This window comes from Mycobacterium sp. HM-7, from assembly GCF_053852335.1.
Genome location: NZ_CM132657.1, coordinates 5,912,772 through 5,933,665, shown reverse-complemented (window position 1 = coordinate 5,933,665; position 20,894 = coordinate 5,912,772). Strand labels below are relative to the sequence as shown.

Sequence of the window (20,894 nt, the reverse complement as noted above, 5' to 3'; positions counted from 1 at the left end):
ACGGTCAAGGCAACATGAAGGACAGATCATGACAGTGGAAGTCGAAGAACGCCCCGTCGCCCTCGACGAGGACGAGGCCGTCGAGACAGCGGTCGTCGAGGTCGAACCCGTGGTGGTGCAGCGTGATTCACGCAAGCCGTGGGCGCGGTGGACGGGTGTGGCGCTGGGGGTCGCTGCGATGCTCCTCGCAGTCGCCGCGGGGTACTTCAAATGGCGGGATGATTCGGTGCGGCTAGCGCAGGCCGCGGCCACCGAGTCGGTGCGGGCGGCCAGCGACGGCACTGTCGCCATGCTGTCCTACCGGCCGGAAACGGTTGACACCGAGCTCAAGTCGGCCGCCGACCGGCTCACCGGCAGTTTCCGCGGTGAGTACACCAAGTTGGTGGACACCGTCGTGGCGCCCGGGGCCAAGCAGAAGCACATTTCGGCAGTGGCGACGGTGCCTGATGTCGCTTCGGTGTCGGCCACCGAAAACCACGCCGTGGTATTGGTTTTCGTGAACCAGACCACGACAATCGGTACGGACGCGCCCACCGGCTCGACCTCGACGGTGCGGGTGACTCTCGACAAGGTGCACGATCGATGGCTGATCTCGCAGTTCGATCCGGTGTGACGCGGGGGCTGCTGATGGCGTTCGCCGCGTCGGCCGGACTCGGATGGGTAGTGCCGTCGGCCCACGCCGACAACACCCGCCTGAACAACAGCGTGATCGCCAACGTCTACACCATTCAGCATCAGGCCGGATGCACCAACGACGTCGCGGTCAGCCCGCAGCTGCGGCTTGCCGCGCAGTGGCACGCCAACGACGTGCTGGGCAACCGGCAGATGGACGGGGACCTGGGTTCGGATGGATCGACGCCGCAGACGCGGGCCCAGGCAGCGGGTTTCCGGGGCAAGGTGTTTCAGACGGTGGCGATCAACCAGTCGATCGCCATCAACAACCTCGATGTGCTGAACCAGTGGTACTACGACCCGCCGACCTACGCGATCATGGCCAACTGCGCCAACACCGTCATGGGCGTGTGGTCGGAGAACAGCCCCGACCGCTCGGTCGTCGTCGCGGTGTACGGGCAGCCGGGCGCGTCCACCTGATCAGCCGGCCGGAACTCTCTGCACATCATGTCGCGCCCGGAGCTGTCAGCCGAGGCTGACATTGTCAGCGCGCGTTGACGGGTCCGGCCGCACATGTCGCGGGGAGAGACGACACGCGGGCCGATCACCCCGCTGCGGAGTTACACCAGCTCGCGCAGCTCTTCGATCAGCTTGACGCGGTCGGCAGTGGTCGCGCCCATCGGCACCACATTGAGCACCGTCACGCCGGACTCGCGGAACGCGGCCACGCGTTCCTTCACGAACTCCCGGCTGCCGATCAGCGAAATATCGCGAACCAGTTCGTCGGGAACGACCTTCGCCGCACCGTCCTTGTCGCCGGCCAGGTACAACTCCTGAATCCGGTCGGCCTCGGCGCCGTAGCCGTACTTGGTGGCCACGTTGTGATAGAAGTTCTTGCCCTTCGCGCCCATGCCGCCGATGTACAGCGCGATGTGCGGCTTGATGAACTCGCGCATCCCCTCGACGTTGTCGCCGATGGCGAGCGCCGGGCCGGCGTAGATGTCCATGGGTCCCAGTGCGGCATCCCGCTTGGCGTGTCCGGCATCGAGGGCATCGCCCCAGACGTCCTTGGCCTTCTCCGGCAGGTAGAAGATGGGCTGCCAGCCCTCGGCGATCTCGGCTGCCAGCTCGACGTTCTTCGGGCCGAGGGCCGCGAGCAGTACCGGGATGCGTTCGCGCACAGGGTGGTTGATCAGCTTGAGTGATTTGCCGAGGCCGGTGCCCTGGCCCTCCGGCAGCGGGATGGTGTAGTGCTTGCCCTGGTACTGGAGTCGCTCACGACGCCACACCTGACGGCAGATCTCGACGACCTCGCGAGTGCGGCCGATCGGGTTGTCATACGGGACGCCGTGGAAGCCTTCGATCACCTGCGGGCCGGACGCGCCGAGGCCCAAGATGTAGCGACCGTCGGACACGTAGTCGAGACCGGCGGCGGTCATGGCCGTCAGGGTCGGGGTGCGCGTGTAGAGCTGCAGAATGCCGGAGGCCAGTTGCACCCGCTCGGTCGCCGCGGCCAGATACCCGAGCGCGCTGATGGCGTCGAACGAATATGCCTCGGGGACGAAAACGACATCCAGGCCGGCTTTTTCGAGGTCGGCGACCTCGGAAACGACTTCCTTGAAGCCGCCCGCGTAGTTGATGCCGAGTCCGATCTTCACGCTGACTGCTCCTTCGCTGCCAGAGCCGCGATCTCTTCAGCGGCCTCGGCTTGGATCTGGGGGAACTGGGCGCCCATCGCTTCGGAGAGCGCCATGGCACCGGACAGCGGCCGGATCATGACCATGAAATCGTCGATCAGGCCTTCGTCGTTGACGTGGATGAAGTCGCACCCGTTGACCGTCTTGCCACCCACGGTGGCCTCGAAAACCAGTGCATGGCTGTCGGTTTCGGGGTCGTTGATCTCACGGACGTAGCGGAAGTCCTCGAAAACCCTCATCACGCCACGAAGGATCGCGGAGGTGATCGGTTTCCCGGGGTACGGCTTGAAGGCCACGGGGCTGGTGAACACCACATCGTCGGCCAGACACGACACCATCGCCGCCGGGTCGTGGGCCTCGACGGCCTTGCGGAATGCCTGCATCGCAAACCTCGCATAGTCAATTTGTTGATTAGGTATCGGTGACGCTAGCTGGACCAGCCTGGCATGTCTATATGTGACTAATCACTTTGTTGACTACTAGACTCGCGGCCATGGCTCTGCGTGACGTCGTCCTGGCGGCCCTGATCGACAGCGAGGCCTCGGGATATGACCTGGCCAAGGGCTTCGACGCGTCCATCGCCAACTTCTGGATGGCCACCCCGCAGCAGCTGTACCGCGAACTCGACCGTCTCGCGGCCGACGGGTTGATCGAGGCTCGCGTCGTCGAACAGGAGCGGCGGCCCAACAAGCGGATGTTCACGCTGACCGACGCGGGTCGCGCCGCGGTACGCGAATTCACCGAGGCCGCACCCAAGCCGCTGGCCATGCGGGACGACCTGCTGGTGCAGGTGGCCGCGGTCGACAGCGGTAACGCCGCGGCGGTCTGCGCCGGTCTGCGAGATCGAATCGCCGGGGTCGCCGCCAAACTCGAACGCTACGAACGGATCCGTGACCGCTTGCTCGCCGGGCGCACCGAAGCGGTGTTCTTCGCCGAGGCGGAACGGGTGGGGCCCTATCTGACATTGCTGCGCGGCATCTCGTTCGAGCAGGAGAACCTGCGGTGGGCGCAAGAGACGCTGGAGGTCATCGAGCGGCGACAATCTCGGCGTTAACATCGGGTATGCCCGTTTGGGAGCTGGGTCCGGCGCAGATGATGGTCGTCGGCACCTTCGGCGACCTGGACATACACCACCACCCCGCGGTGCAGGTCGGCGTCGGGATGACCGGCCCGTTGACCGTCCGAACGGACAGCGATGCCGCCCGCAGCGGACGCGTCGTCGTCATCGCCAGCGGCGCCGGCCACGCGGTACGGTCCGAGCCCGACGATCTGACATTGGCGCTCTATCTGGCGCCGCACACGTGGCCCGGGGCGGCGCTGCACGCGCTGAGCCTGAGTGAATCCGGCGACGGCATCTGGATTCCGGCCGACCATCAGGCGCTCGTCCGGGCAGTGGCGGACGCGCTCGACGCCGACCCCGAACTGGCCGCCGCGGTGCTGATCGACCGCCTGTGTGGCGACCCGCGAGAGCAACCGGGGCTGCATCCGCAGCTGAGGCAGGCGATGGATCTGATCTACAGCGGGACAACCGAATCCGTGGACCTGGCGTCCATCGCCCACGAGGTCGCGGTGTCGCCCGACTACCTCGGCCGGCTGTGCCGGCAGCAGACCGGCGTGTCCTTCTCGGCGGCCACCCGCTGGGCCAGACTGCTCTCCGGCCTGAAGCATCTCGCCGACGGTGAGCACGTCACCGACGCCGCGCATCTGGCCGGATTCGCCGACGGTTCCCACGCCAACCGGGTGTGCCGTGAGATGACCGGAGCGGCACCGTCGGCGATCGCACGGGCCCTGCGGGATTCGACGGATCCATCCAAGCCGTGACGCCGTGGGCGGCTCCATACTCGAAGGACACTACGAGGAGGAGACCGCGATGCCGGTGATGTCCAGAGTCGAGCGGGCGTTCTGCTGCGGCGCCATGTGGAGAACCACGACCCGTGCCGTCCTCGACATCCTGCCCACCGACCGGCTGGGCGAACAGCTGCTCGAAATCGGTTCAGGCGGTGGGGCAATCGCGGAAGGGCTGTCTTCGGCGCGTCCCGGGCTGCAGATCACTGCCACCGATCTCGATCCGGTGATGGTCGATGCCGCGACGAGGCGGCTGAAGGACAACCCGGACGTCGTCGTGCAGAGCGCCGATGCGACCAGCCTGCCGTTCGACGACGGCGCGTTCGACTCGGTGGTCAGTTGCCTGATGATGCACCACGTCATCGAATGGGAAGCCGCGGTCGCCGAGATCGCCCGCGTGCTGAAGCCCGGGGGTGTGTTCGTCGGCTACGACCTGACGCGGACACCGGTGGCGACAGCGGTGCACCGAGTGGACCGGTCACCGTTCCGATTGTTGAACCCCGACGAGCTGGTTGCCGAAGGGCAGCGCAATGGGCTCCGTATCGATACGAATACCAAGGTGTTTGGGCATGTGATGCGGTTCAGTGCCGCGAAGACCTGACACTGGGTAGGTTGGTCTGCAGTCGGCAGGGGAGGGACATATGCGGGGTCTGGTCAGCTGTGGGGCGGTGGTCGCGGTAGCGGTGCTGGCCGCGGGCTGTGGTGGCGGGTCGACGCAGTCGAGCCCGGCCACGTCATCCGCGAAGACCGCGACCTCCACCACACCACCTCCGCCGGTGATCGTGGCCCCGGCGCAGTTGAAACCGGGGGCCTACCCGACCAAGGCGCATGAACCCTTCGGCACCGCCGGTGCCCCGGCGGCCGGGGCAAGGGTCGAGGCACAACAGTTGGCCGGCTACGTGGTGGGACCCTGGCAGGTCGACGGCACGCTCACCGAGCCTTATCTGTCAACATATTTCGTGATCGACGAGCCGGGTGTGCTGGCACAGTTCGGGCCCGAGAGCATCGCCTCCGCAGCCGGTCGCCACAACTTCATCGACGGATTTGCCTCGGCCCGGGAATCGGCGAGCAAGTCCGTTTTGATCAATGGCGTGCTGCGCTTCGCCTCGCCCGCCGATGCCAGTGCCGCGGCCGGCGAGATGAACGCGGCGGCCCTTCAGCTCAAGATCCGCGGCGCGGAGCCGAAAACAGTTGCCGTTCCTGATCATCCGGACGCGTTGGCGTCGACCTACGACGTCGATTCCCGCGGCACGAAGTTGACCACCGCCCGGTCGTTCACCGCGCGCGGCCCGTATGTCCTGATTCAACTGGCCCAAGCGACGACCGGCCCCGATCCGGCCTTGGCACTGATCGCCAAGGCGATCGGTGCGCAGGCCGCTGCGCTCGAACCGTTCAAACCGGCAGCCGAGCTGGCGTCGGTGCCGGTCGATCCCACGGGGTTGCTGGCGTTGACGTTGCTGACCGACTCGCCGCGCAACTCCCAGAACGCCGTCTACTCCGGTACCGGGGCCTTGCACTTCCAGAGCAATCCGGTCTCCTCGGCCAAGGTGTTCCAGGACAACGGCGTAACAGGGTTCGCCCGGGGAAAGACCAGCGTGTACCAGGCGAAGGATCCGTCGTCAGCGGTGAACGTGGCGAACACCTTCGGCAAAGAGGTGTCGGTCGACGGCACCGAGACTGCCGATCCGGTGCCGGCGCTGACGCTCAGCCGCTGCATCTTGTTGGCCAATCCGAAGCAGTTCTACTGCGTCGCGCCGGCCGGTAACTACACCATCGAGGCGCGTGGCGCGGAATTGAAGGATGTGCACGAACAGGTTGCCGCCCAATACATCCTGTTGACGGCTAAGCCTTAGCGGAGCCGTCCAGCGAGCCGCCGGTGGCCGACTGCAGCAGGCAGATGACGGTGCTGGGCAGCGGCGTGTGTCCGGTGCGGTCCATGTTCGAGTCGATCAGGTAGGTCGAGGTGTACCGGCTGTTCTGGCCGGTGTACTGCGCCAGACCTGCCGCGCACCGCTGATCGGCGACACCGGCGACGGCGTCGTTGACGGCCACGCTGGCGCGGAGGAAGACCTCGGCGATATGCGGTGCGGCACAGTCGACCAGGGTCACCTCGACCACGCTCGGGTCGGTGGGCGGCGGTGTGCTCAGGCAGTCGCCGACCTGCAGGTCCACCCACTTGGCCTGCCGCGCATTCGGTTTCATGGGCACGATCGGCACCGGTGAGGGGAGCTGGGCTGCCGTTGTCGTGGGCGACGGCGCGCTCGATGTGTTCGACGACGGCGTCGCGGACGTATTCGAACCACAGGCCGCGAGCAGCGACATTGCCGCGACCTGCCACACGATCCGGCGTGGGCGAACGGTCATGGCGGTCATGGTAGTGCTTCGGGGCGGCAATCACGTTGATGTTCAACGTGTTCGCTGCCGCGGCGTTCAGGAAGCCATGATGGTGTGTAACGCTCGGGACAGCTCGGCCGCGGGATCAGGCGGGAGGGATTCGGCTCGCCACGCTACGAATGAGTCTGGTCTGACGAGCAGTGCACCTGATGGGCGCAGGCCGGTGGAGCAGAGCCATGCCTCCCTATCTTCATCCGAGATGGTCTGCACAGCAATGTGTTCTGAAGCAGCCGAAGCCCACGTACCACGGTTCTCAGCCGTCAGCAGCGTGAATCCGGTACCGACGAGATCGAGGGTGGAGACCTGCCCTTCTTGCAGCCACACGTGCGGTGCCCGCGTGCCAGGCTGGCCCCGCAAGTCGGTGACCAGATCTAGTGGTGCACCGGTGGGTGCGGTGTCGGAGATGACGGCAGCGGACCGGTATTGATGGCCCGCCAGCAGCGCAAACATCGGCTCTTCCTCGTCGGCGTCTAGCTCAGCGTCGATGCCGAGGAGTTTGAGCACCGGCCCGGTCAAGGATTGTCGGCTGCTGAAGGCCCCGACGGGATGACGCTCGTCGTGATAGGTGGTGAGCAGTTCGGGACCGGCCTGGTCGTGTAGCACCGCAGCCAGTTTCCAGGCTAGGTTGTCGGCGCTTTGGACTGCGACATTCGCCCCGCCGGCCCGGAAGGGCGGCATCGCGTGGGCGGCATCGCCGACCAAGAAAGCGCGCCCGCACGCGAAGGAATCAGCAACCCGTTGGTATGGCTGCCAGGGTGCGATGTCGATGATCTCGATCTCGATCGGCTCTCCGACCGCCGACAGAATCAGATGCCGGCAGCGCTGTTCGGTGAACTCGCCAGCCGTCTGCCCGCGGTCTGGGAAGTAGGTGGTGATGAAGACGCACAGGTCGGCGTCCGCTGGTACGAAGATGCCGTCGACATCAGTGTTCTTGACCTGGACACTTGCGCCGTCACCGAGGTGGGGGACGAACCGTTGCCAGGGGCCGCGGAAGTAGATGAACACCACGTAGATGGGCAGTGCGCCGCGCCCTGATGCGCTGATCCCGAGGACATCGCGAAGGTGGCTGTGCACACCGTCGGCGGCGACGAGGTAGTCACTTCGGATCGAGGTCGTTTCCCCGGAGTCGATGTCGCGCAACACCGAGCTGACGCCGGATGCGTCTTGGTCGACTGCTGCCAACTCGGTTCCGTACCGTACCTCGTTGCGATGACTCCTGATGTAGCGCAGGAGAATTGGTTCCAGCCGACTCTGTGGGCAGTACTGAATGACGGGTTCCGGGCTCAGTCCTTCAAGTCCGGCGAAGATGGCGGCGATATCGATGGCAGGCAACTCCTCGGTGCTGTTCAGCGCCGGTTTGACCACCATGTCCGGGGTGGCGGCGCCGACGGCGTGGACCTCGTCGGTCAGGCCGAGTCCACGCAATACCTCCAAAGTGCGGAAACTCAGGTTCCGCGCTTTCGGATATCGGAAGACTTCCCGGCGCTTCTCGACGACTAGAGATTCGGCACCGTGTTTGGCCAGCAATGCGGCGGTGGCCAACCCAGCCGCCCCGGCGCCGACGATCAGTACGGGCGTGTGTTGGGTCGTCATCCGACCTCCCGGGGTTGAATGGAACTAATAAGTTCCATTCAACCGTGGCACGATTCGCTGTGGCGCGCAAGCCCTTGATTGTCAGGCGGGCGAAGCGGCTGCCAGAGGCAACACCACGTCGTCGAGCACTCGGCGCACGTAGATACGGTCGACGGGACGCCCGGAGATCATTCGCAGAATGTTGAGACCGAGGACGGCGTCCGGCAGCAGCGTCAGATCGTTCGTGGCTGATATCTCACCGCGGGCTGCGGCGTGGTCCAGGATTGAACGCAGCACTTGGCGTGGCACGCTGAGCACCAGATCGTCGATAGCCGCCGACAGGACAGGGTCGTGCATCGCCGCCGTCGCCACGCCGATTACCACGCGAAACATGTCGATATCTGCGGCGTTGTAGTCCGGAACCGCTGCTACCAGCGCGTCCAGGTCGCCGCGCAACGTGCCGGTATCGGGAGCCGGTGCCGGGCCGAGTGACCGACGCCAGTGCGCGATGGCTTGCGCGACTACCTCACCTTTCGACGACCAGCGCCGGTAGATAGCCGCCTTGCCGACGCCGGCACGGGCGGCGACATCGTCCATCGTCATCCGGTCGTAGCCCAGTTCCGTGACTGCTGCCAGCGTCGCGTCGAGAATGGTGCCCTCAAGAGTCGGATTCCAGCGCCCGGCGGCACGCTTGGGCGTTCGACTGGCCGGCATGGGTGCTCCTTGCTTGAGTGGAACCAGCTGGTTCCGCAACTGTAGATCGCGTAGTCCGCTCTGTCAGTGATCTCTCGATGCCTTGTCGGGCCGACATCGGCGGCCATCGCCGATACCATCGCCATACCAGCGATCGAGGGGGCCGGTATGCCTGATTACACCGTCGGTGATTACCTGCTGGACCGGCTCGCCGAACTCGGCGTCACCGAGATATTCGGTGTGCCAGGTGATTTCAACCTGGAACTGCTCGACCATGTGATCGCACACCGGAAAGTCCGGTGGGTCGGCAGCGCCAACGAACTCAATGCCGGGTACGCCGCCGACGGCTACGGCCGACTGCGCGGTATGGCGGCGCTGATCACCACATTCGGGGTCGGGGAGCTGTCGGCGGCCAACGCGATCGCGGGCAGTTACGCCGAGCATGTCCCGGTGGTGCACATCGTCGGCACACCCTCGATCGACGTCCAGGGTTCCCGGCGGGTTATCCACCACTCACTCGGCGACGGCGACTTCGACCACTTCCTGCGGATCGCCCGCGAAATCACCTGCGCACAAGCCAAGCTCGTGCCGGCCACGGCCACCCGCGAGATCGACCGAGTCCTGTCCGAGGTGCACGAGCGCAAGCTGCCCGGCTACCTGATGCTGGCCACCGACGTCGCCCGGTTCCCGGTCGAACCGCCGAACGGGCCCCTGCCGCGGTACACGAGTGGCACGAGTCCGCGGGCCCTGTCGCTGTTCACCGCGGCCGCCGCGCGCCTCATCGGCGAGCACCAGCTGACGGTGCTGGCCGACCTGCTGGTGCACCGACTGGAAGCCGTCCCACAGCTGGAGGCACTGCTGGCGGCCGACGTCGTGCCGTATGCCACGCTGATGTGGGGCAAGAGCCTGGTCGACGAATCCGCGCCGGAGTTCCTCGGCATCTACGCCGGCACCTCCAGCCAGGAGTCGGTTCGCCGGGCCATCGAGGAGGCACCGGTGCTGGTGACCGCCGGGGTGCAGTTCACGGACATGGTCAGTGCCTCGTTCACGCAGCAGATCGATCCCGCCCGGACCATCGACATCGGACCCAACCAGAGCACGGTGGCCGGCGAAGTCTTTGCGCCACTGGACATGTCGGCGGCGCTCGAGGCGATCACCGGCATTCTCAAGGCTCGGCCCACCACGTCACCCGCGGTGCCCCAGCCTGTTCCCGAGACCCCTGACCCGGCGCTCGAACCGGACCAGCCGCTCACCCAGAAAGCGCTGTGGGACAAGGTCTGTGGCGCCCTCACCCCGGGCAACGTGGTCCTTGCCGAGCAGGGAACGTCGTACTACGGCATGGCCCGGCACCGGCTGCCCAGCGGGGTGGCATTCATCGGCCAGCCGCTGTGGGCATCGATCGGCTACACGCTGCCCGCCGCCCTCGGTGCGGGGCTGGCGGAGCGGGACCGTCGTCCGGTGTTGCTGATCGGCGACGGAGCCGCGCAGCTCACCATCCAGGAACTCGGCCAGTTCGGCCGCGAGGGGGTACCCGCGGTGGTGATCCTGGTGAACAACGACGGCTACACCGTCGAACGCGCGATACACGGTCCCGCCGCGCCGTACAACGACATCGTGGGCTGGCAGTGGCGCGACATCCCGGCGGCCCTCGGCATCCGAAACCCGTTGTCCCACCGGGCGACAACGTGCGGCGAGTTGGACGCGGCACTGGCCGACGCGGCAGCCCACCCGGACGACCTGGTCTTCATCGAAGCCGTGGTGACCGAACTGGACGTGCCGCCGCTGTTGGAGGAACTCGCCGCGGCCATTGCGAAGGCCAACAAGGCGGCCGGCAACTGAAGCGCGGGTTGTCCCGTTACCGCGGACGCGCCTTGTCCGGACCCAGGTAGGCGTCGGCCCAGGCGCCGATGATCCGTCCCGCGCGTTTGGCCTGCCCCGGTCCGGTGAGCAGGTGTTCGGTGCCCTCCAGTGACACGAAGCTGCGTGGGTGGCGGGCAGTCCGGAAGATCTCGCTGGCGTTCTCGATGCCCACGGTGTTGTCGGTGGGGGAGTGCAGGATCAGCAGCGGCAGGTGCAGTTCCTTGATCTTGGCGTGCAGCTTGGCTGCGCGGACGTCCTCGACGAAGTCGCGCTTGAGGGTCAACTCGCGCCCACCGACCATCCACTGCGCGCTGCCGTTCGCGAGCACGCAGTCGAGGATGTCGTCGTACTGGTTCTCGACGTGCGACGGATCGATGGGCGCACCGACCGTCACGACGGCGCGGACCCCGGGCGCCTGCCGTGCCGCGGCCAGGACCGACGCACCGCCGAACGAGTGACCCACCAACAATGCCGACGGCGTGCCGCGCTCGGTCATGAACTTGCACGCCTCGATGACGTCATTGGTCTTGTGGGTGAAGGACCCATCGCCCCAGTGGCCGTCCGAGTCGCCCAGCCCGATGGCGTCGAAGCGGAGCATCCCGATGCCGTCGGCGGCCAGCTGTTTGCAGATGCGCGCCGCAGCGGGGGAGTCCTTGCCGAGCGTGAAGCCGTGCGAGAAGACGCCCCAGCCGCGCGGGGTGCCTTCGGGAAGGTCGATGATCCCGGCGAGCATGGGGCCGGTGGAACTCTGGAACTTGACGCGTTCAGCCACGGGACGGGTTTATCACGGCTGGCAAGCCGGACGTGGCCGATTCTTTGCTGGAGGCCATCGGTAGGGTGGAGGTTTCACGGGAAACACGACCTGCGGGTCGTAGCGGTCAGTGACGCCTGCGCCCCGTATGTAGTCCTGAGATCCGGAGCAGAGTCGTGACCCTGAACACCATCGCCTTCGAACTGGTCCCGCCCAATATTGAGCGCGGTCCCCAGTTTGCGGTCGACGAGGCGCACAAGGTGCTGCTCAACGCCGCGGCAGTCGGCCTCGAGGGCCGTATCCGGCACGTGATGATCCCCGGGATGATCGAGGAAGACGGCGATCGGCCCATCGAGATGAAGCCGAAGATGGACGTCCTCGACTTCTGGCAGTTGATGAAGCCCGAGCTGCCCGGAATCCGTGGACTGTGCACCCAGGTGACGTCGTTCCTCGACGAGGATGCGCTCTCGAAGCGACTGAGTGTGCTGCAGGAGGCGGACTTCGACGGCATCGCTTTCGTCGGCGTCCCGCGCACCATGAGCGACGGCGAGGGCGCGGGTGTGGCCCCGACCGATGCATTGACGATCTACCGCGATCAGGTGCCGAACCGCGGCGTCATCCTGATTCCGACGCGCGACGGCGAGCAGGGTCGCTTCAACTTCAAGATCAATCAGGGCGCCACCTACGGTATGACCCAGTTGCTGTATTCGGACACGATCGTGGGCTTCTTGAAGGAGTTCGCCGCGACCACCGAGCACCGCCCCGAGATTCTGCTGTCGTTCGGGTTCGTCCCGAAGATGGAGTCGAAGGTCGGTCTGATCGATTGGCTCATCCAGGATCCGGGCAATCCTCTGGTCGCCGCCGAGCAGGAGTTCGTCGCACGGCTGGCGGGCGAGGAGCCTGCGGCCAAGCGGGCGCTGATGCTCGACCTGTACAAGCGCGTCATCGACGGCGTCGGCGAGCTCGGCTTCCCGATCAGCATCCACCTCGAAGCCGCATACGGAGTGTCCAAGCCGGCGTTCGAGACCTTCGCCGAAATGCTGGCCTACTGGGCGCCCGACAAGGGCTAGCTTCCCGCGTCTCGACTACGAGGCTCCGGCCATACCGCCGAACAGGCGGCCGGCGTCGGCGGCCGTCAGTCCGCCCGGCATGGTCGGCATGCGGACCTCGGCGCGGCGGGCGGTGTCGCCTGGATCGTCGGTGGAGTCCGACGTCTTACGGACCTGATGTGACGTTGTATCGGCGGGGCTTGCGCTGTATTGCTGCGCGCTGATTGAAACCGCCGGTTGAGACCGCGGGATGGCGCCGGGGGCCATCCGCCCAGCGGGGTTTGTCGGAGCGGTCGACGTGCGGCCGTCATTGGTCTGCGCGCTGACGGAACTGGTCGGTTCGGGGCGGTCGATCACCGGGCCCGGGTGGGGACCTTTTGCCGCCGCCGGCGCGGCCAATGCGATGGACAGCGCTGACAGTCCGAGGGCAGTCGCCGTCACCGCCCGGGCTACCTGGTGCTGGCGGCTGTGGCCGGTTGTGGTGTTCATGACGCCACCTTTCTCTTGATACTTGCTCGAACAAGTATCTTGAGAAAGCTATTCCAACTGCCGCTATGCCTGTCTAAGCGTGAGTTATCATGGTTGGACAACTAATCGGAACTGAGGCGCTGGCATGGCGGAGGAAAAATCTGGACCGGTCGTAGGCGAGCCGACGACCCTGCCGACGGCGGCCCGCAGCGGGCCCGTCAGCCATGCGGTCTTCCAGCTGACGCGGGTGACGAGAACGGTCGTCGCGACGCTGCTGCGGCCGCTCGGCCTGTATCCCGGCCAGGAACTGGTGATGATGTATCTCTGGGATCTCGGCCCGCTGCGTCAGACCGATCTGGTTCAGCTGACCAGCTCCGATGCCCCCACCATGACACGCATGGTCCAGCGTTTGGAGCATGCCGGTTTCGTGCGCCGGTTACCGAGCCCTGAGGACAAACGGGCCCATCTGGTCGAGGCGACGCCGGCGAGTCGAGGTCTGCAGCAGCAGATCGAGGGCGTCTGGAATCAGATCGAGGAAATGACCGTCGGTGGCCTGAGCGATCAGGAGCGGGAAACCGTGCTGCGCGTCGTGCAGGGCCTCGAATGCCGCCTCGCCCGCGCGGCGGTGGAGTGACTCATCACCCGGTGATGTCGCGGCCGATCAGGCGGCGGGCGATGACCCACTGCAGAACTTCGTTGGCCCCTTCGAAGATCTCCAGGATCTTGGCGTCGCGGTAGATCTCCTCGAGCCGGTAGCTTTCGCCGGTCGCCGAGACCCGCCGGGCGAACCCGTAGCCACCATGGATTTGGAGGGCGTCGCGGGCGAGGTCGTTGGCCAGGCGCGTGGCGTAGGACTTGGCCATCGACGCTTCTGGCTCACCGGACCGATCGCCGCGGTCGAGTCGGACGGCTGCCTTCTGGTACATCGAGCGGGCGGCTTCGAGCTCAGTGGCCCGCTCCGCCAACTTGTACTGCCAGTACTGCATCTCACCGAGCTTGCGGCCGAACAGTTCTCGGCTCCGCAGCCGGGCGACGGCCAGGTCGAGGGCGATCTGCGCGACGCCGACACCGGCCGCGGCGATGCCGAGACGCCCGGCGGCCAGGGACGCCAGTGCCGTGGCCAGGCCGCGGCCGGGTACGCCGAGTGCGTGGTCTTCGGGTACCGCGACGTTGTCGAAAACGATGTCGGCGGTGATCTGGCCGCGGTGGCCCATCTTCAGATCCGGTGTGCCGACGTGGACGCCGGGGCTGTGCATGCCGATGAGGAGCATGGTGGCGTTGTCGGTGTCGCCGTCGCGGCACAGAATGCAAACCCAATCGGCGACAACGGCATTGGTGATCCAGCGCTTCCGGCCGTTGACCGTGAATCCGTTCGGGGTTCGGGTGGCGACGGTCTTCAACGCGGTCGGGGTGAGATCGCTCGACGCGTCGGGTTCGGTGGTGGCGAAGGCGAACACGGCGTCGCCGCTGATGAGGCCAGGGAGTACCTGCTCGCGGATGTGGTCACGGGCGAAGGACAGCGCCCGGGCATTGAGGATGCACTGACCGTCGTACACGCCGGCCAAACTCGAACTCTCGTAGGCGATTTCCTCGGTGACGATGCAGGTTGCCAGCATGGGGTGCTGCAGGCCCGCGCCGAACGGCTGCTCGAACGGCACGGCGAAACAACCGGCGCCGGCAAGGCCTTTGAATGCGCTCCACGGGAACGAGTCGACGGACTCCTCGCGCTGCGCGATCTCGCGCGCCACCGGCGCCAGGTGCGTCGCGACGGCGTCGCGGGCCAGTGCGCGGACGTGCTGCACGTCGTCGGGCAGGAACACGTCGTGCCACATGCGGTCGGCGGTCCGGGTGATGGATTCGGTGTCCATGCGCATCCTCCTGCGAGTTGTTGCGGCAGAGCGTAGGCAAATCCGAGTAAACTAGTCAACCCTGACTAGTTTATGATTCGGAGATGACGCAACCTCGACGCGCACAACGCCGTGGCATTGCGGTGCAGGAGCGCATCCTGGACGCCGCGGTCCGGGCCCTCGTCGAGCACGGGTACGCCGGCACGTCGACGCTGCGCATCCAGCAGATGGCCGAAGTCAGTCGGGGAAGCCTGCTACACCAATTCCCATCGCGTGATGCCCTGCTGGTCGCCGCGGTACAGCACCTCGCCGAAGCACGGTTCAACGAACTGAGCACGCGGACCGCGTGGCCGGCCGATCCCCGGACGCGGATTCGGGCCGCCGTCATGGCGATGTGGTCGACCTACCAGCAGGACTACTTCTGGGCGGCGACCGAATTATGGCTTGCCGCAAGGTATAACGCCGAACTACGCGCCGGCCTCGAACAACAGGAACGTGTCCTCTACCGGCAGGTCCGCACGGTGACCGATGCCATGTTCGGCGAACCGCTGAACCAGCATCCCGACTACGCCCGGATTCGCGAAACACTCAACACCAGCATGCGCGGGGTGGCGCTCACCTATGCCTTCGATCGTCGGAACGCCCTGAATGACCCCCACCTCGCCGACTGGGTCGCGCTCGCGGAGACCGGGTTGCTCGAATCCGGTTCTACCACTGGGTGATCAAGGTTGTGTGGTGATGGCGTGTGCGTGGCTGCCGGTCAGCGCCGCAGGCTGGTGCAAACCGAACGGCACCCCCTGATCGTCGGTGCAGTTGGCGAAGCGGCCGAAGCCCGGTTCTTCTGGTGAGGGGTCTGTGGCACACCCGCCGAGCTTGCGCACCCTGGTAACCGCGGTGTCGATGTCGTCGACCGCGAAGTACGCCGTCAGGCTGCTCGGCGCCGCACCGCTGTGCAAACCGCCACGGACGGTGGGCGTCTGGATGACGGCCTGGTCCCCGCTGCCGAAGCTCTCGAAGGCCCACCCCAAGAGCGCGCCGAAAAACACCTGAGCCTTCTTCGCGTCCGCCGCGCCAATCTCGATATGGGTCACTTCGCCAGTCATCGGACTGCCCCTTTCTGCATCGCCTGCGTCAGAGGCTACGAAACCGGCACCCGGTCGAATTGGAAAAAAGTTACCTACGTGCCGGCCGGCGGCCAGGCGGAACCGAGCCTACCGCCAGTTCCGTAGGCGGCCGACGCCACACCCGGCGCGCATCGGGCGAAGCTCGCGAAATCGCGGTGCATGTGCGCCTGATCGAAGTAGCCGCAGTCAGCGGCGACCCGGCCCGGTGCCAGCCCGTTGCGGAGAAGCCTTGTGGCGCAATCGAAACGAAAGAGCCGGGCCGCGACCTTGGGTGTCACGCCGAATGCGCGGCGGAACCGCGCCGCAAAGTGGCGCCGGCTCCACCCGAGCTCCTCGGCGATCGAATCGATGCGAAGCCGACCATGAGCATGCTCGATCGTGTCCCACGCCCAGTAGAGCCGCGGGTCCAACGGTGCAGCGTCGCTCGGCTGCAGGTATCCGTCGATGATGTCGAAGACGTCGCCCCATTCGGGTGTCATCGCCAGACGGTCATGGATCTCGGAGGCTCGCCGGCCGATCACGTCCGCGAGGGGCGCGACTCGCGCACCGAGATCACCCAAGTCGGTCCCGAGGAAGCTCGCAGCGCCCTTCACCGTGAGACCGATCTCCACGCCGCGGAACGAGCCCTGCTGATCGACGAACACCGGTGTGGAGCGCGGACCGGCCACGAAAGTCCCGACCTGAACGGCAGCGCCCAGTGCCGGCGTCGTCACCCCCATGGTTGTGTCGAAGACCATCACCAATCGAGCGGCCGGCGTCGCCCACTCCACGCTCTGACGAGGCTGGGCCAGCTTTTCGGCGAAACCGGCGTAGTACCGGGCAGCGGCCGACCGCGGCGCGCGCCAGGCAAGCTCCCAGCCGTCTCCGCGAGAGGTGTGCAGGTCCACAGCCACCACAGTGCCACCCGGGTCGGCTCGCGGCTGGGGTACGACGCTCGGCACCGACACCGACTGCGGCGCAGGTGACCGCCTATCCTGGGACCAGTGTCCGACCAACAGCAGCGCGAACTGCGTGATCGTCTGGATGGTCTGACCATCCGCGACGCCGCGCGGCTGGACCGTCGGCTGAAGAACCTGCGGGGCGACAGCCCCGAGAAGATCGCCGAGCAGATCGCGGCCGCGGAAGGCGTGATCGCCGGTCGCCTCGCGGCCGTGCCCACCATCACCTACCCCGATCTGCCGGTCACCGATCGGCGGGCCGAGATCGCCAAGGCCATCACCGATAACCAGGTGGTGATCGTCGCCGGCGAAACCGGATCGGGCAAGACCACGCAGCTGCCCAAGATCTGCCTGGAACTCGGCCGCGGCATTCGTGGCACCATCGGCCACACCCAGCCACGCCGGTTGGCTGCCCGGACGGTGGCGCAGCGGATCGCCGACGAAACCGGCACCGCATTGGGCGGCGCCATCGGATACACCGTGCGGTTCACCGACCAGGCCAGCGACTCGACCCTCGTCAAGCTGATGACCGACGGCATTCTGCTCGCCGAGATTCAGAGGGACCGGCGGCTGCTTCGGTACGACACGCTGATCCTCGACGAGGCCCACGAACGCAGCCTCAACATCGACTTCCTGCTCGGGTATCTGCGCGAACTGCTGCCGCGGCGCCCCGATCTCAAGGTGATCGTGACGTCGGCGACGATCGAGCCGGACCGGTTCGCCAAGCACTTCTTCGACGCGCCGATCGTCGAGGTGTCGGGACGCACGTACCCGGTTGAAATCCGTTACCGGCCATTGGAAGTCCCCGTCGCGGCAGACGAGAGCGACGACCCCGACGATCCCGACCACGAGATCGTCCGCACCGAGACCAGGGACCAGACCGAGGCGATCGTCGACGCGGTACGGGAACTGGAATCCGAGCCGGCCGGCGACGTGCTGGTGTTCCTGTCCGGCGAGCGTGAGATCCGGGACACCGCAGAGGCTTTGCGTGACGCGCTCTCCGGCGACGTGTTCCCGACGGAGATATTGCCGCTGTACGCCCGGCTGCCCACCGCGGACCAGCAGAAGGTCTTCAACGCCAAGCCGGGCGGTCCGCGCCGGATCGTGTTGGCCACCAACGTCGCCGAGACGTCCCTGACGGTGCCGGGCATCCGGTACGTCGTCGACCCGGGCACGGCGCGCATCTCGCGGTACAGCCGGCGGACCAAGGTGCAGCGGCTGCCGATCGAATCCATCTCGCAGGCATCCGCGGCGCAGCGGTCCGGCCGGTCGGGGCGTACCGCGCCAGGCGTCTGCATCCGGTTGTACTCGGAAGCTGACTTCGAGAGCCGGCCCCGCTACACCGACCCGGAGATCCTGCGTACCAACCTGGGCGCGGTCATCCTGCAGATGGCGGCGTTGGGGCTGGGGGACATCGAGGCGTTCCCGTTCCTCGACCCGCCGGATGCGCGAAGCATCCGTGATGGCATCCAATTGCTCCAGGAATTGGGCGCTTTCGATGCCAAGGGCGCCATCACCGACGTGGGACGCCGGCTGGCTCGGCTGCCGCTGGACCCGCGGGTCGGCCGGATGATCCTGCAGGCCGACACCGAAGGGTGCGTCCGCGAGGTGCTGATCCTGGCTGCCGCGCTGTCGATCCCGGACCCGCGGGAACGGCCGTCCGACCGGGAAGAGGCCGCGCGGCAGAAGCACGCCCGGTTCGCTGACGAGCATTCGGACTTCATTTCCTATCTGAACCTGTGGAACTATCTGCGCGAGCAACGGAACCAGCTGTCGGGCAGTGCATTCCGCCGGATGTGCCGTGACGAGTTCCTGCACTATCTGCGGATCCGGGAATGGCAGGACCTGGTCGGCCAACTGCGCAGCATCGCCGGCGACCTGGGCATCCGGGAGTCGGGAGACGACGCCGACGCATTGCGTATCCACACCGCGCTGACCGCGGGTCTGCTGTCGCACATCGGGCTGCGCGAAGGGGAGACGCGGGATTACCAGGGCGCCCGCAACTCCCGTTTCGTGCTGGCGCCGGGTTCGGTACTGACGAAGAAGCCGCCGCGCTGGATCGTCGTGGCGGATCTGGTGGAGACCAGTCGGCTGTTCGGCCGCATCGCCGCCCGCATCGAGCCCGAGACCGTCGAGCGGGTCGCCGGAGATCTGTTGCAGCGCACCTTCAGTGAGCCACACTGGGACGCGCGCCGGGGCGCCGTCATGGCCTTCGAACGCGTGACGTTGTACGGCCTGCCGCTGGTGCCGCGCCGTCGAGTGGGCTACGCACAGGTGGACCCGGTGGTCGCGCGCGAGCTGTTCATCCGGCACGCCTTGGTCGAGGGGGACTGGCAGACCCGCCACCACTTCTTCCGGGACAACACCCGGCTGCGGGCCGAACTCGAGGAGCTGGAAGAGCGCGCCCGCCGGCGTGATCTGCTGGCGGGCGACGACGAGGTCTACGCCTTCTACGACCAGCGCGTGCCCGAGAGTGCGGTGTCGGCACGGCATTTCGATGCATGGTGGAAGAAACAGCGGCACCTTACGCCGGACCTGCTGACCATGACACGCGACGACCTGTTGCGCACGGACACCGATGCCGATCAGCCCGACACCTGGCAGACGGGCGACTTGGCGCTGCCGCTGAGCTACCGATTCGAGCCCGGCGCTGCCGATGACGGTGTGACGGTGCATGTTCCGGTCGAGGTGCTGGCCCGGCTCGGCGGCGATGGCTTCGCGTGGCAGGTGCCGGCGCTGCGCGAAGAGCTGGTCACGGCGTTGATCAAGTCGCTGCCCAAGGACCTGCGGCGCAACTTCGTGCCCGCGCCGGACACCGCGCGGGCGGTGCTGCCGGACCTCGATCCCGGCGACGGCTCGTTGCTGACGGAGCTGCAGCGTGAACTACGCAGGCGCAGTGGCGTTCTGGTGCCGATCGACGCATTCGACCTGAGTAAGATTCCGGACCACCTGCGGGTCACCTTCGCGGTCGAGAAAGACGGGACCGAGGTGGCGCGGAGTAAGAACCTGGACGCGCTCCACGATCGCCTGGCCGGGTCGGTCCGACAGGCGGTTGCCGGCGCCGTCGCGGGTGATCTGCAGCGGACGGGCCTGCGGGCGTGGCCGGACGACCTCGACGAGCTGCCCCGCAGCGTGGAGAGTTCGGCCGGCGGTCACACCGTGCGCGGGTTCCCGGCATTCGTGGATACCGGTGCCGCGGTCGATATCCGGGTGTTCCCGACGGTGGCGGAACAGGCGGCGGCCATGGGCCCAGGGCTACGACGGTTGCTGCGGCTCGCCGCGCCCTCGCCCGTCAAGGCGGCTGAGCGCGGGCTCAACCCCCGCACGCGCCTGGCACTTTCGAGCAATCCGGATGGCAGTCTCGCGGCCCTGCTCGAGGACTGCGCTGACGCCGCGGTACGGGTGTTGGCGCCCAATCCGGTGTGGACCGCCGCGGAATTCGGGGTGCTGCGCGACACCGTGGCAGCCAAGTTGGTCCCGACGACGCTCGACGTCGTCGGCCGCGTCGAGCGCGTGTTGACCGCCGCGCACGCGGCGCAGGTTGCGTTGCCCGACAAGCCATCTGCCCTCCAGGCCGACGCGGTCGCCGATATTCGCGCGCAGTTGGCCCGGCTGTTGCCGGTGGGGTTTGTCGCGGCGACCGGCGTCACTCACCTCGCCGACCTGACCCGCTACCTGACGGCTATCGGCCGACGGCTGGAGCGCTTGCCGCAGGCGCCGGCCGCGGACCGCGAGCGCATGGACCGGATTTACGCCGTCCAGGACGCGTACGACGAACTACGGCAGGCGCTTTCGCCGCTGCGCTGCCAAGGGGAGGATGTGCGCGACATCGCGCGGCAGATCGAAGAACTGCGCGTCAGCCTGTGGGCCCAGCAGTTGGGCACCCCACGGCCGGTCAGCGAGCAGCGGATCTATAAGGCAATACAAGCGGTCATCCCGTGATTTGTGCACGATTTTCCGCGCTCACCGCGGTGTCTTGTTTCGGGACATCGCTGACACATGTATGTCTCGGGACATCGCTGACACCTGAGTGAGGTGTGGACC

Annotated in this window: 21 protein-coding genes; 11 read left to right on the top strand and 10 right to left on the bottom strand. The window is 66.7% G+C overall.

The genetic code is table 11. From position 1 onward, the window contains the following. The first annotated feature begins 28 nt into the window (after positions 1 to 28). Positions 29 to 613, top strand: coding sequence for a hypothetical protein (locus ACWW1C_RS28495; RefSeq protein ID WP_455981375.1), 585 nt, complete (start codon positions 29 to 31; stop codon positions 611 to 613). Then, a complete protein-coding gene (locus ACWW1C_RS28490) occupies positions 583 to 1,092 on the top strand; it encodes a CAP domain-containing protein (RefSeq protein WP_455981374.1) in 510 nt (169 codons plus the stop codon). Before ACWW1C_RS28495 ends, ACWW1C_RS28490 begins: the two co-directional genes overlap by 31 nt. Positions 1,093 to 1,232: 140 nt before the next feature. On the opposite strand, the gene ACWW1C_RS28485 is transcribed toward ACWW1C_RS28490, so the two are convergent. Then, positions 1,233 to 2,270: an LLM class F420-dependent oxidoreductase gene (locus ACWW1C_RS28485; protein WP_455981373.1), complete on the bottom strand. Its 1,038-nt coding sequence runs from the start codon at positions 2,268 to 2,270 to the stop codon at positions 1,233 to 1,235. Further along, complete coding sequence (locus ACWW1C_RS28480) at positions 2,267 to 2,692, bottom strand: nuclear transport factor 2 family protein (protein ID WP_455981372.1); 426 nt, start codon at positions 2,690 to 2,692, stop codon at positions 2,267 to 2,269. The genes ACWW1C_RS28485 and ACWW1C_RS28480 overlap by 4 nt, the downstream gene beginning before the upstream one ends. A gap of 110 nt (positions 2,693 to 2,802) precedes the next feature. Here ACWW1C_RS28480 and ACWW1C_RS28475 point away from each other — a divergent pair, with 110 nt between their 5' ends. The 4 genes from ACWW1C_RS28475 to ACWW1C_RS28460 are packed head-to-tail and all read left to right on the top strand — an operon-like array spanning position 2,803 to position 6,007. Beyond that, entirely contained in the window at positions 2,803 to 3,363 is a 561-nt protein-coding gene (locus tag ACWW1C_RS28475) for a PadR family transcriptional regulator (RefSeq protein WP_455981371.1), read from the top strand. An 8-nt stretch (positions 3,364 to 3,371) separates the two neighbouring features. Beyond that, positions 3,372 to 4,130: a helix-turn-helix domain-containing protein gene (locus ACWW1C_RS28470; protein WP_455981370.1), complete on the top strand. Its 759-nt coding sequence runs from the start codon at positions 3,372 to 3,374 to the stop codon at positions 4,128 to 4,130. Between the two features lie 4 nt (positions 4,131 to 4,134). Then, positions 4,135 to 4,755, top strand: a complete 621-nt coding sequence (locus tag ACWW1C_RS28465; RefSeq protein WP_455981369.1) for a class I SAM-dependent methyltransferase — start codon at positions 4,135 to 4,137, stop codon at positions 4,753 to 4,755. Positions 4,756 to 4,795: 40 nt separating this feature from the next. Beyond that, positions 4,796 to 6,007: a DUF7373 family lipoprotein gene (locus tag ACWW1C_RS28460; RefSeq protein WP_455981368.1), complete on the top strand. Its 1,212-nt coding sequence runs from the start codon at positions 4,796 to 4,798 to the stop codon at positions 6,005 to 6,007. On the opposite strand, the gene ACWW1C_RS28455 is transcribed toward ACWW1C_RS28460, so the two are convergent. From ACWW1C_RS28455 to ACWW1C_RS28445, 3 genes are all read right to left on the bottom strand, one after another. Then, positions 5,997 to 6,518, bottom strand: coding sequence for a hypothetical protein (locus ACWW1C_RS28455; RefSeq protein ID WP_455981367.1), 522 nt, complete (start codon positions 6,516 to 6,518; stop codon positions 5,997 to 5,999). The genes ACWW1C_RS28460 and ACWW1C_RS28455 overlap by 11 nt on opposite strands. A gap of 66 nt (positions 6,519 to 6,584) precedes the next feature. Next, positions 6,585 to 8,141 (bottom strand): FAD-dependent monooxygenase, encoded by a 1,557-nt coding sequence (locus ACWW1C_RS28450; RefSeq protein ID WP_455981366.1) that lies wholly within the window; start codon positions 8,139 to 8,141, stop codon positions 6,585 to 6,587. Positions 8,142 to 8,222: 81 nt separating this feature from the next. Beyond that, positions 8,223 to 8,834, bottom strand: coding sequence for a TetR/AcrR family transcriptional regulator (locus ACWW1C_RS28445; protein ID WP_455981365.1), 612 nt, complete (start codon positions 8,832 to 8,834; stop codon positions 8,223 to 8,225). A gap of 147 nt (positions 8,835 to 8,981) precedes the next feature. Here ACWW1C_RS28445 and ACWW1C_RS28440 point away from each other — a divergent pair, with 147 nt between their 5' ends. Next, entirely contained in the window at positions 8,982 to 10,652 is a 1,671-nt protein-coding gene (locus ACWW1C_RS28440; RefSeq protein ID WP_455981364.1) for an alpha-keto acid decarboxylase family protein, read from the top strand. 16 nt (positions 10,653 to 10,668) lie between these two features. On the opposite strand, the gene ACWW1C_RS28435 is transcribed toward ACWW1C_RS28440, so the two are convergent. Then, entirely contained in the window at positions 10,669 to 11,445 is a 777-nt protein-coding gene (locus ACWW1C_RS28435; protein ID WP_455981363.1) for an alpha/beta hydrolase family protein, read from the bottom strand. A gap of 155 nt (positions 11,446 to 11,600) precedes the next feature. Here ACWW1C_RS28435 and ACWW1C_RS28430 point away from each other — a divergent pair, with 155 nt between their 5' ends. Then, positions 11,601 to 12,494 carry a mycobacterial-type methylenetetrahydrofolate reductase gene (locus tag ACWW1C_RS28430; RefSeq protein ID WP_455981362.1) on the top strand — a complete coding sequence of 298 codons (894 nt, stop codon included), beginning with the start codon at positions 11,601 to 11,603 and terminating at the stop codon, positions 12,492 to 12,494. A 15-nt stretch (positions 12,495 to 12,509) separates the two neighbouring features. Here the strand turns inward: ACWW1C_RS28430 and ACWW1C_RS28425 are convergent, their stop codons facing one another. Beyond that, positions 12,510 to 12,962 carry a hypothetical protein gene (locus tag ACWW1C_RS28425; protein ID WP_455981361.1) on the bottom strand — a complete coding sequence of 151 codons (453 nt, stop codon included), beginning with the start codon at positions 12,960 to 12,962 and terminating at the stop codon, positions 12,510 to 12,512. A 124-nt stretch (positions 12,963 to 13,086) separates the two neighbouring features. Here ACWW1C_RS28425 and ACWW1C_RS28420 point away from each other — a divergent pair, with 124 nt between their 5' ends. Beyond that, complete coding sequence (locus ACWW1C_RS28420) at positions 13,087 to 13,575, top strand: MarR family winged helix-turn-helix transcriptional regulator (protein ID WP_455981360.1); 489 nt, start codon at positions 13,087 to 13,089, stop codon at positions 13,573 to 13,575. Between the two features lie 4 nt (positions 13,576 to 13,579). On the opposite strand, the gene ACWW1C_RS28415 is transcribed toward ACWW1C_RS28420, so the two are convergent. After that, positions 13,580 to 14,809: an acyl-CoA dehydrogenase family protein gene (locus ACWW1C_RS28415; protein ID WP_455981359.1), complete on the bottom strand. Its 1,230-nt coding sequence runs from the start codon at positions 14,807 to 14,809 to the stop codon at positions 13,580 to 13,582. 83 nt (positions 14,810 to 14,892) lie between these two features. Between ACWW1C_RS28415 and ACWW1C_RS28410 the strand changes: the two genes are divergently transcribed. Further along, positions 14,893 to 15,510, top strand: a complete 618-nt coding sequence (locus ACWW1C_RS28410; RefSeq protein ID WP_455981358.1) for a TetR/AcrR family transcriptional regulator — start codon at positions 14,893 to 14,895, stop codon at positions 15,508 to 15,510. Here ACWW1C_RS28410 and ACWW1C_RS28405 read toward each other — a convergent pair whose 3' ends face one another. Further along, positions 15,511 to 15,891 carry a VOC family protein gene (locus ACWW1C_RS28405; protein ID WP_455981357.1) on the bottom strand — a complete coding sequence of 127 codons (381 nt, stop codon included), beginning with the start codon at positions 15,889 to 15,891 and terminating at the stop codon, positions 15,511 to 15,513. A gap of 74 nt (positions 15,892 to 15,965) precedes the next feature. Then, the gene (locus ACWW1C_RS28400) at positions 15,966 to 16,799 is read right to left on the bottom strand and encodes a helix-turn-helix domain-containing protein (RefSeq protein WP_455981356.1); all 834 of its coding nucleotides are present in this window, start codon (positions 16,797 to 16,799) and stop codon (positions 15,966 to 15,968) included. Positions 16,800 to 16,895: 96 nt separating this feature from the next. On the opposite strand from ACWW1C_RS28400, the gene hrpA reads away from it, so the two are divergent. Then, positions 16,896 to 20,792: an ATP-dependent RNA helicase HrpA gene (gene hrpA, locus ACWW1C_RS28395; RefSeq protein WP_455981355.1), complete on the top strand. Its 3,897-nt coding sequence runs from the start codon at positions 16,896 to 16,898 to the stop codon at positions 20,790 to 20,792. Positions 20,793 to 20,894 lie beyond the last annotated feature (102 nt).

Bases quoted from the DNA above. Each gene is read 5' to 3' on its own strand.
- ACWW1C_RS28470 (WP_455981370.1), top strand. From the start codon at position 3,372: ATGCCCGTTTGGGAGCTGGGTCCGGCGCAGATGATGGTCGTCGGCACC.
- ACWW1C_RS28420 (WP_455981360.1), top strand. From the start codon at position 13,087: ATGGCGGAGGAAAAATCTGGACCGGTCGTAGGCGAGCCGACGACCCTG.
- ACWW1C_RS28490 (WP_455981374.1), top strand. From the start codon at position 583: ATGGCTGATCTCGCAGTTCGATCCGGTGTGACGCGGGGGCTGCTGATG.
- ACWW1C_RS28445 (WP_455981365.1), bottom strand. From the start codon at position 8,834: ATGCCGGCCAGTCGAACGCCCAAGCGTGCCGCCGGGCGCTGGAATCCG.
- ACWW1C_RS28405 (WP_455981357.1), bottom strand. From the start codon at position 15,891: ATGACTGGCGAAGTGACCCATATCGAGATTGGCGCGGCGGACGCGAAG.
- ACWW1C_RS28455 (WP_455981367.1), bottom strand. From the start codon at position 6,518: ATGACCGTTCGCCCACGCCGGATCGTGTGGCAGGTCGCGGCAATGTCG.
- ACWW1C_RS28450 (WP_455981366.1), bottom strand. From the start codon at position 8,141: ATGACGACCCAACACACGCCCGTACTGATCGTCGGCGCCGGGGCGGCT.
- ACWW1C_RS28415 (WP_455981359.1), bottom strand. From the start codon at position 14,809: ATGGACACCGAATCCATCACCCGGACCGCCGACCGCATGTGGCACGAC.
- ACWW1C_RS28440 (WP_455981364.1), top strand. From the start codon at position 8,982: ATGCCTGATTACACCGTCGGTGATTACCTGCTGGACCGGCTCGCCGAA.
- ACWW1C_RS28425 (WP_455981361.1), bottom strand. From the start codon at position 12,962: ATGAACACCACAACCGGCCACAGCCGCCAGCACCAGGTAGCCCGGGCG.
- ACWW1C_RS28460 (WP_455981368.1), top strand. From the start codon at position 4,796: ATGCGGGGTCTGGTCAGCTGTGGGGCGGTGGTCGCGGTAGCGGTGCTG.
- ACWW1C_RS28480 (WP_455981372.1), bottom strand. From the start codon at position 2,692: ATGCAGGCATTCCGCAAGGCCGTCGAGGCCCACGACCCGGCGGCGATG.
- ACWW1C_RS28475 (WP_455981371.1), top strand. From the start codon at position 2,803: ATGGCTCTGCGTGACGTCGTCCTGGCGGCCCTGATCGACAGCGAGGCC.
- ACWW1C_RS28410 (WP_455981358.1), top strand. From the start codon at position 14,893: ATGACGCAACCTCGACGCGCACAACGCCGTGGCATTGCGGTGCAGGAG.
- ACWW1C_RS28495 (WP_455981375.1), top strand. From the start codon at position 29: ATGACAGTGGAAGTCGAAGAACGCCCCGTCGCCCTCGACGAGGACGAG.